This is a genomic window from Maritalea sp. (genome assembly GCF_047634455.1).
Classification (GTDB): domain Bacteria; phylum Pseudomonadota; class Alphaproteobacteria; order Rhizobiales; family Devosiaceae; genus Maritalea.
In genome coordinates, this window is the sequence record NZ_JBLIAI010000085.1 from 1 (window position 1) to 9,033 (window position 9,033).

The window sequence follows — 9,033 nt, forward strand, 5'->3', positions numbered from 1 at the left end:
GGCTTGATATCCAGACCACCGCTGTCAAAAATCACGCCTTTGCCAACCAATGTGACCTTGGGTGCGCCTTCTTGCCCCCAAGTAAAGTCTAGTAAGCGCGGCGCTTGAGCGGATGCGCGGCCCACCGCGTGAATCATCGGATAGTTTTGCGTCAGCAGATCATCGCCGACAATTGAGCGAACGCTTGCGCCGTGCTTTTTGGCAAATTCGCGGATTGCTGTTTCGTAGTTCTCAGGTCCCAAATCGTTGGCGGGCCGATTGATCAGATCGCGCGCCAACTCGGCCGCTTCCGCCATCAAAGCAACTTCGGCCGCATCAGCGCCCTCAGCCTTACCTAGCGATACGTATTGATCACTTTTCTTGAATTGAGTGAACTGATAAGCGCCGAGGCGAAACCCCAACGCAGCAATATCTGGGTTCACAAAATCACCGGCAAGATCAAACTCACCTTCTTTGAGCTGCACTGCGGCCAATCCGGTAATCATCGGGTGCGATTTACCGCGCTCGCCCAAACCAAACACGTATTGATCGATGTCGCCGCTGGTTGCGGGCACCGCCACAAGCTCACCCGCTTTGCCGTCAAACTTACTTGCGGCTAGCCAGTTTTTTTGGGCCTCGCTCAATTTGTTCAGCTGGCTTTGATCGCCCTGCCATACACATGTGATGGTTTTGGTCATGATATCCCGTCTAAAATTTGATTTGATTGTTCAGAAATATATCGCAATTGAGCGCTTGGCAATTGGTTCTACCGCATCTGTTTTAACCGCCTGTTAGGGTTAATGATTTATTGAATTTAGGAGCCTGCCTAGAATGGGTTGCGCGCGCATTTGGAGAAATATAAGTGCAATTTCATCGCTCCACCACTTTCAAAAAGCTTCGTGCTTTGGCACTGGTCAGCGTTGCAGCCATTGCTTTGAATGCATGTGCTGCAAGCCGTGGCGGCAGTGAAATGCGTACGCCTGATTTTTCCGGCCTCACACAAATGCAAAAACAGGCTGCGGCGCAAGATTTTGCACAAAAATATCAAAACAATCCGCGCGATATTCGCACGACCATCTATTACGCAGCAGCGTTGCGCGCTGTGGGTCAACCGGGACAAGCGGTATCGGTGCTTGAACGCGCGCGCACCGAATTTCCTCGTGATCGGGATGTGGCATTGGCGTTCGCCAAAGCGCTTGCGTCAAACGGACAGTTCAACCAGGCGCTCAATATTATAGATGCAGCGATCCGCGTTGAGGCACCGCACTGGAACACATTGAGCGTCAAAGGCGCGATCTTGGACCAGATGGGGCGCAACACGGAAGCGCGTGCGCTTTATCAACAAGCCATGTTGTCTGCGCCAAACGAGGCTGGACTGCAGGCAAATATGGGCCTGTCATTTGCAATGACTGGCGACCTGCCACAAGCTGAAATATATCTGAAAAGGGCGACAAGCCTCCCCGGGGCCACTGGCCGGATAAGACAAAACTTGGCCCTCGTTATTGGCCTTCAGGGGCGTTTTGACGAAGCAAGAGCAATTTACGCGGCAGAGCTTGAACCAGAAGCGGTTGAAAGCAATATGGCTTATATTCGCGCGCTTCTTACCCAACAAAACAAATGGGACCTGATCAAGGGCAAAAAGTAGCGCCCATTGCGTCCGGCTCTTAAAACCACAACCACTGAACAACACAGCCGTTCGTTCTGTACGACGGCTGCGCGCTTATTTTTGTTTAGCAAATTCCAAACTGAGAAGAAATTTTGGTTGCAGCGCCTACATACCAAAGGCGGTCATTAGTGCGGGCGCCATGATCATGATGAACAGAACCGGCAAAAAGAACAGGATGAGTGGAACCGTTAGTTTTGGTGGCAACGCCGCGGCTTTTTGTTCGGCGGCCATCATACGCATATCGCGTCCTTCTTCGGCCATCACACGCAGCGTACTGCCCACAGATGTCCCATATTTGTCAGACTGAATAAGCGCCGTCATCACGGACTTCACTTCATCAAGTCCTGTGCGCAGCGCCATGTTGTCAAACGCGCGTGAGCGTTTGTCCAGAAATGACAATTCTGCGGTCGTAAGCGTCAATTCTTCGCCGAGTTCTTCACTCTGCGTAGATATTTCCCGCGCGACTTTCGCAAATGCGTGCTCGACCGACATACCGCTTTCAACACATAAAAGCAGCAAATCCAAGCAGTCTGACCAGGCGCTGCGGATGGATTGTTGGCGCTTGGTGGTCTGATTTTTGAGTAGGATTACTGGTAAATAGGACGAGACGATGCCAACGCCGATCGCATAGGTAATCGACAAATATAGCGGTTCATCTTTGGTAAAGATGAAGACAAAATAGAACAGGGCGAGCAACGTCATGCCGAGCGGCACAACAAAGCGCAAGAATACAAATGTCGTGATCGCCGCTGGACTGCGATAGCCTGCGCGGGCAAGTTTAAGGGCTGTTTGGTCGTCAGCAAACGCTTTTTTCAGCGAAAACCTCTCAACGATTTTTTTCACCGTATCTGAATTCTCAACCTTACGGCGCGCATGTTTATCTTCTCCGCGAAGCCGCGTGATTTCGTCAATGCGTAAACGTTCCCGCTCAACCGCCACTTTTTTGATGCGGGACTTCATGTCTTTACCTTCGGAGAACTGAGCTCCGAATGTAAAGACAATTGCGGCAACTGAAATGGCCGCCAAGACCGAGACAATAAAATCCGAACTGGTGACAAGTCCTACGAAATCCATCTGATTTCCTTACTCAATTTGTGCCACATGCTAATAGTCAAACTGGATCATTTTGTGCATAACGAAAACACCGAATGACATCATGAGAACCGCTATACCAAGCCACATATTACCCAATGGGGTGGTGAAGAGGGGCAGCATATAGGTCGGGCTGACCAATGAGATCAATGTCGAGACAACAAATGGCAGCGAACCGATAATGCCGGCTGACGCTTTTGCCTCAGAGGAGACCGCTTTTATTTTTGCTTTCATCTTCTTGCGGTTGCGCAACACAGTGGCCAAATTTCCAAGTGCTTCTGACAAATTGCCACCAGCCTGTTGCTGGACCGTGATCACAACAACAAAAAAGTTGACTTCGGCGATGGGCAAACGCTCAAACAGAATTGGCACAGCTTCGGCAACGTTTTTGCCAACTGATTGCTGCTCAATTATCCTTGTAAACTCGGTCTTCACCGGTTCTTTGGATTCGCTGGCCACGACTTTCATAGATTCATTTAACGGCATACCCGCTTTCACGCCGCGAACGATGGAATCGACCGCATTTGGAAATTCGTCCAAAAACCTAGTTTGATATTTCCGTGTTCGCTGTTTTACGTACCACATAGGCACCGCATATGCGCCCGCAGCACCAAAGACGAGTGCGAGCAAGATGGGCACCCCCGTGAGCCAGGTCACAAGGAAAACGACAACACCTAAGATGGCCGCATTGCGCCAAAAACCGTTTACCGAGATACTCATGCCAGCATGTGCTAAGCGTTTTTTCAGCGATATTTTTTTGTTTTTCTTATTCTGTTCGCTTTGATCATCCAAGATGTCTTGCAAGGATTTGCGACGGTTTTGGCGTGCCTTTGCGGGGTCAACCCGGGTTTTTCGCCCCGTTGCGCGTTCACCAGTCGTCAGCGCTTTTATGCGCTTATCCGCACGCCCCCCGCCGACAATGCCGGGTATAAACGCCATGCCAACGGCGCCAACGGCCAACGAAACAAGAAGTATGAGGATGATCGGAGACATGTGCTAAGCCGCTCCCAAATCTTCGGCATTGGCGCGCTCAAGCGCTTCAATCAAATTCAACTCTTCGCCGTAATAGCGCGCGCGCTCTGCAAATTTGGGTTTGGTGATCCCTGTGGAACGATGACGTCCGATTAGGTCGCCGTTGGCGTCCTCACCCACGATGTCATATACAAAGATATCCTGGGTCACGATGACGTCCCCTTCCATGCCCATGATTTCTGAAACGTGTGTGATGCGGCGCGAGCCATCGCGCAAACGTGCGGCTTGCACCACGACGTCAATTGAAGACACAATCATCTCACGTATCGTGCGCGAGGGTAAAGAATAGCCACCCATTGTGATCATTGATTCAAGCCGTGACAGACCCTCACGCGGCGAGTTGGCGTGAAGCGTTCCCATCGAACCGTCGTGACCGGTGTTCATGGCTTGCAACAGATCAAATGCTTCTGGTCCACGCACCTCACCCACGATGATCCGCTCAGGGCGCATACGCAGGCAGTTTTTAACCAAATCTCGCATGGTAATTTCGCCCTCACCTTCAAGGTTTGGTGGACGCGTTTCCAAACGAACAACGTGCGGTTGTTGTAGCTGTAGCTCGGCACTGTCTTCACAAGTTATGATCCGCTCATCGGATTCAATAAAAGCGGTCAAACAATTCAAGAGGGTCGTTTTACCCGAACCGGTACCACCCGAAATCAATATGTTGGCGCGCACCTTGCCAAGAATCTGCAAAATTTCGGCACCGTCCGGCGAAATCGAGCCAAACTTAACCAGCTGATCCAATGTCAATTTGTCTTTTTTAAACTTACGAATGGTCAGTGCAGCACCGTCAATTGCCAAAGGCGGACCAATAACATTTACCCGAGAACCGTCCGGCAGGCGGGCGTCACAAATGGGACTTGATTCGTCAACGCGCCGTCCAACCTGGCTAACGATGCGTTGGCAGACGTTCATCAAGTGCGCATTATCGCGAAATCTTACATTTGTAAGCCTGACTTTGCCGTTCACCTCAATGTAGGTCGTGGCCGCGCCGTTGACCATAATATCCGCAATGTCATCACGCGCGAGAAGGGGTTCAAGCGGACCATATCCCAATACGTCATTGCAGATGTCTTCGAGAAGGTCTTCTTGCTCAGAAATCGACATAACGATCGATTTCAATGCGATAATTTCGGACACGATATCGCGGATTTCTTCGCGCGCAGATTCGATTTCCATCGTCGCCAATTGGCTAAGATCGATGCTATCAATCAACGCATTAAAAACAGACGACTTGGTTTTGAAATACTCGGAATCGGTGCTGCGGTTTTTCACGTCGCCTTCGACATCCATTACCGGTTCGCTGCTCTCCCGCTTGGCTTTCTTAGGCGCTATCGGTGTCCGGGCTGGTTGCTGTTGAGGCGCAACAGCAGGCTGCGGCTTGTTCGGCACCGCGCCATTTGTATTCCCTCCAAAACTTGTGCGTTTCCCAAACATAAAAACCCTTACTCAATGATTTTGGCTCTAGGCGAGTTTCAATTTCTTCAACAAACCAGGTAAAATGCCAGATTGATGAACACCATCTTGCATCTCCCGGCCGGTTGTCTTAAGCGCCAGCCTTGTGAACGCCTCATTGACCTTGTGCGATACGTTGACTTCGGCGATCATTTGCCCGTTATTTGCTGCGGAACCAAATAGGGCTGGATCAAAATGGATCTGTGCAAAACACTCAGCGTCTATCGACGTGCCAAATTCGTTGGCGGCAATCTCGGGGCGTTTGGCGACACCAACTTTGTTCAAAACAAGAATTGGCTCTGATTCATCTGGCCGCAATTCTTTTAGTTTGTCCAAAATCGTCTTCGTATTGCGTAGATTGGCAAGATCGGGTTCGGCGACCACCACGATTTCATCGACTGTTGACAAGGTGTGGCGAATCCAGCCGTTCCATGCATGAGGCAGATCAAGGACAACTAAGGGCACGTTATTTTGGCAAATCTCGATAATTTGCTCGAATGAACGTTCCTCAAAATCATAGTCTTTATCAAGGGTCCCAGGCGCTGTGAGCAAATTCACATGGTTGGCGCATTTTGACATCAACCGGTCAATCACGACGTCGTCGATCACATCTGGTGAAAATACGGCGTCGGCAAGGCCGTGTGGTGGCTCCTGGTTGTAATTGAGGCCCGCCGTTCCAAACGGCAAATCCATATCAAGTATGAGCACGTCACGCCGAACAGTTTGCGAGATTGCCCAAGCCGTATTGTGTGCGATGGTCGATGACCCTGCACCGCCTTTGGCCGAAAGAAACGCGATTGTTCTGCCAATCGGCGCGGCGCCAGCAGCGGCGAACTGTTCCGAAATTGTGTCGACCAGTGCGGTACTTGCAAACGGCATGACCAAATATTCTGACACCCCGAAACGCATCAATTTGCGATACAATTCTACGTCATTTTGATGCCCGATCACAACGACCCGCGTTGAGGCGTCGCAGACCCCTGCAAGTTTGTCCAAGCTGTCAATCAGCTCCTGCGCCGCTAATGATGATTCGATGATGATCAGATTGGGCGTCGGATTGAGTCTGTAGATTTCGATTGCGGCACTCACACCACCATTGTGGGTGGTGAGCGCAACTTTGTTCATCCGTCGATCAGACACGGCTTGCTCTATCATCTGGGCAGTTTTTGCATTCTCGCAAAAAGCTTGGATGGTAATATGCGGTACCAAGCGGGCGCCAGAAATCGACGCCTCTTCTGGCCCAGTCGGATCGCTGTCATACTCACTCATTAAAATACTCCACGTTCAATCCGTATCCGTTAATCCAAAACAAAGCCGATTGAGCCTTGTAGGTTGCCTTCGTTCTCGCCACCCACGCCATACATTTTCTCCATCTGACCAAGAAAATACGCCGCAGCATCGTCAGCCATTGTGAGCTTGTCAGTTGGCAAAGTGTAATCGTTCACGCTTCCTGACTCAGTGAGATATGGTGTGACCAAGATCAGCAATTCTGTTTCGGCACGAATGAAATCGCGTGAGCGGAACAGGGTGCCAAGAATTGGAATTTTCCCCAGCCCTGGAATTTCATTGAACCGTTGACGCTGTTTTTCTTCTATCAATCCTGCGATGGCCAAAGTTGTACCGGCACGCAACCGGACAGAGGTTTTTGCTCTACGGTCTTTGGTTGCCGGAATGGTAACCGGTCCGGCTGTATAGCCACCCTCGGCGTTGATTTCAGACACACTGGTTTCGATCTCCATCGAAATATCGTTATTGGTGTGCACAACGGGTGTGAACGCCAAATCGACACCAAACTTCTTGAATGTGTAGGTGATTTCACCATCTTTAAAGCCAGTTGGCACAGGGAACTCTCCACCTGCAAGGAACTCAGCCTTTGCCCCCGAAATCGCGGTGAGCACAGGTTCCGCCAACAGACGAATTGCGCCGCGTCGTTCCAGCGCCTTGATTGTCGCATCAACGGACAGATTACCAAGTGAGAAGCCCGATTTCATAGAATTTGGCGCAACGACATTTGACACGCCGCCCAATCCTGGTGCGGAAATCAGCGTTGTTGAAAGTCCGCCAATACTCAGCGTCGTGCTGAGATCAATGCCAAGCTGTTTAACGGTTTCACGTTGAACTTCGGCAATTGTCACCTTGAGCATTACTTGTTGCGCGCCGTCGATGCTGATGACACTCGCCACAGTATCAGGACCGTCAGCAAATTGTCCGGCGATCGCTATTGCTTTTTGCATATCGTCGTCGCTTCTGACAGTACCTGAAAGAACGATTTTACCGTTCATGGTGTCAACATCTATCGCACTGCCCGGCAAAAGACGTGCAATAGTTGCTGCCAGCCCTTTGCTCGATTGTTGAACTGTTACATCCAAGACAGCGATTGGCATTCCCTGATCGTTTAGGAACAAAATATTTGTCTCACCCAGTGCCACACCCTGAATGATAGCGCGGCGTTTGGTGCGTACCAATGCCGAGGCGACACCGGGATTTGAAACGATAACTTCTTTTGCAGAAACTGGCAGTTCAACCACCAGTGATTTATTTAAGCCGATTTCAACGCGATGTTCTTTACCAATTTGGTTGCTCGAAATACGTAAAATTCCGGGGGCAGCGAAGGTTACTGGCGTGATGACAATAGTTATGGCCAAAAACATCAGCAAGAAAATTGCCGAGCGCATGAGCGTCGACGACCGACTTGTGAATGCTGCAATGGAACAGGTGTTCAACATATTATACTACTCCTATTGCAACGGTGGTGGGGTTGACCCATTGCCCGCGCTGCCGCCAGAACTCTGACTTGCACTATTGTTTGCCGTGTTTGAAAAAATTGATGTTTTGACCGCAGATGTTATGGCCCCACTCGCTTGATCTCCGGTTTGCGGCGCACTGATGCGCGCAGAAACCGACTGGCCGGCACGGATGAGTTGAATAGTTGAATCATTACTCTGCGCATCGGCGGCCGGACCGTCGGCAAAATCTACTATCGAACGCAATGCCAGCGACAATTCGCCAACTTTTTGCGCGTTCACAATGGTTTCAGCCTGCGGTGGCGTCAGTTCAAGTGTGGCAATGGTGTTGTCTTCAAAAACCGCACCATTTTCAGGGTCTTCACCGGTTATGCCTTTTTCGCCCAAACGAGCGCCAATTGCCAATACACGTGCATTCGTCAAAATCGTTTGCGACACGTCACCAAATGCGGTGGCTTGCGTCACAATGACGTCGACCCTATCATTGGGAACAATGAAACCACCTGCTCCGGATTCAGGAGAAACTGTAACTGAAACGCCCAACATGCCTTGGCCGATTACTGCAGAAAGATATCCATCGATGGCGCGCACCAACTTGGCTTCACGCACTGGTTCGCCGGTGAAAATTTCAAAGCGTGCAACCACGCCGTCCATCTGACTGAGCGCATCGGGCACAGCTTCACTCGTGATGAATTCGGGACGCAAAGCATCTGAAGGCCAATTTTGCCATTCAAGCATGTCCGCAGAAATGCGCTGGCCGATGCCTATAGTCTGAGATGCGATCAGCACTTTTGTACGTTCAACCACGGGAGCCGCGATCTGCGTCGTGGTGTCTTTTGGTCCGCTATTCACGGCGAAAAAGGCCGCAAGACCACCTGCAACAAGTGCAACTGCTAATAGTAAAATACGCGCCGGCTTCATTACGCTTACACCCCGGTTAAAACACAGCAAAGCACATTTGATGCACAAAGCTTTTGGGGCAGTATCCGTTCAAAGGGTCAAAACTTGGTTAACCGAGCCTTTTGAATTAGCGTTAATAGAAACTAAAGTGTTCCAATGTGTTGC

General features: G+C 50.4%; 7 protein-coding genes and 1 pseudogene. 1 reads left to right on the forward strand and 7 read right to left on the reverse strand.

Annotated features, from left to right (window positions below; all coding sequences use genetic code 11):
* Positions 1 to 677 (reverse strand): annotated as a pseudogene (locus tag ACJAZW_RS14370) (leucyl aminopeptidase family protein); the annotation flags it as partial.
* A 164-nt stretch (positions 678 to 841) separates the two neighbouring features.
* Between ACJAZW_RS14370 and ACJAZW_RS14375 the strand changes: the two are divergent.
* On the forward strand, positions 842 to 1,624 hold the full coding sequence (locus ACJAZW_RS14375; protein WP_415159300.1) for a tetratricopeptide repeat protein: 783 nt from the start codon (positions 842 to 844) through the stop codon (positions 1,622 to 1,624).
* Between the two features lie 126 nt (positions 1,625 to 1,750).
* On the opposite strand, the gene ACJAZW_RS14380 is transcribed toward ACJAZW_RS14375, so the two are convergent.
* Genes ACJAZW_RS14380 through cpaB form a run of 6 tightly spaced genes read right to left on the reverse strand, consistent with a single transcriptional unit; the run spans position 1,751 to position 8,889 of the window.
* Positions 1,751 to 2,719, reverse strand: coding sequence for a type II secretion system F family protein (locus ACJAZW_RS14380; RefSeq protein ID WP_415159302.1), 969 nt, complete (start codon positions 2,717 to 2,719; stop codon positions 1,751 to 1,753).
* A 30-nt stretch (positions 2,720 to 2,749) separates the two neighbouring features.
* The gene (locus tag ACJAZW_RS14385) at positions 2,750 to 3,730 is read right to left on the reverse strand and encodes a type II secretion system F family protein (protein ID WP_415159304.1); all 981 of its coding nucleotides are present in this window, start codon (positions 3,728 to 3,730) and stop codon (positions 2,750 to 2,752) included.
* A 3-nt stretch (positions 3,731 to 3,733) separates the two neighbouring features.
* A complete protein-coding gene (locus ACJAZW_RS14390; RefSeq protein WP_415159306.1) occupies positions 3,734 to 5,206 on the reverse strand; it encodes a CpaF family protein in 1,473 nt (490 codons plus the stop codon).
* A gap of 27 nt (positions 5,207 to 5,233) precedes the next feature.
* Positions 5,234 to 6,493, reverse strand: coding sequence for an AAA family ATPase (locus ACJAZW_RS14395; protein WP_415159308.1), 1,260 nt, complete (start codon positions 6,491 to 6,493; stop codon positions 5,234 to 5,236).
* 29 nt (positions 6,494 to 6,522) lie between these two features.
* Positions 6,523 to 7,950, reverse strand: coding sequence for a type II and III secretion system protein family protein (locus ACJAZW_RS14400; RefSeq protein WP_415159310.1), 1,428 nt, complete (start codon positions 7,948 to 7,950; stop codon positions 6,523 to 6,525).
* Positions 7,951 to 7,962: 12 nt separating this feature from the next.
* On the reverse strand, positions 7,963 to 8,889 hold the full coding sequence (cpaB, locus tag ACJAZW_RS14405) for a Flp pilus assembly protein CpaB (protein WP_415159312.1): 927 nt from the start codon (positions 8,887 to 8,889) through the stop codon (positions 7,963 to 7,965).
* Positions 8,890 to 9,033 lie beyond the last annotated feature (144 nt).

Coding starts and splice junctions, on each gene's coding strand:
- ACJAZW_RS14380 (WP_415159302.1), bottom strand. CDS start 2,719: ATGGATTTCGTAGGACTTGTCACCAGTTCGGATTTTATTGTCTCGGTC.
- ACJAZW_RS14385 (WP_415159304.1), bottom strand. CDS start 3,730: ATGTCTCCGATCATCCTCATACTTCTTGTTTCGTTGGCCGTTGGCGCC.
- ACJAZW_RS14390 (WP_415159306.1), bottom strand. CDS start 5,206: ATGTTTGGGAAACGCACAAGTTTTGGAGGGAATACAAATGGCGCGGTG.
- ACJAZW_RS14395 (WP_415159308.1), bottom strand. CDS start 6,493: ATGAGTGAGTATGACAGCGATCCGACTGGGCCAGAAGAGGCGTCGATT.
- ACJAZW_RS14400 (WP_415159310.1), bottom strand. CDS start 7,950: ATGTTGAACACCTGTTCCATTGCAGCATTCACAAGTCGGTCGTCGACG.
- cpaB (WP_415159312.1), bottom strand. CDS start 8,889: ATGAAGCCGGCGCGTATTTTACTATTAGCAGTTGCACTTGTTGCAGGT.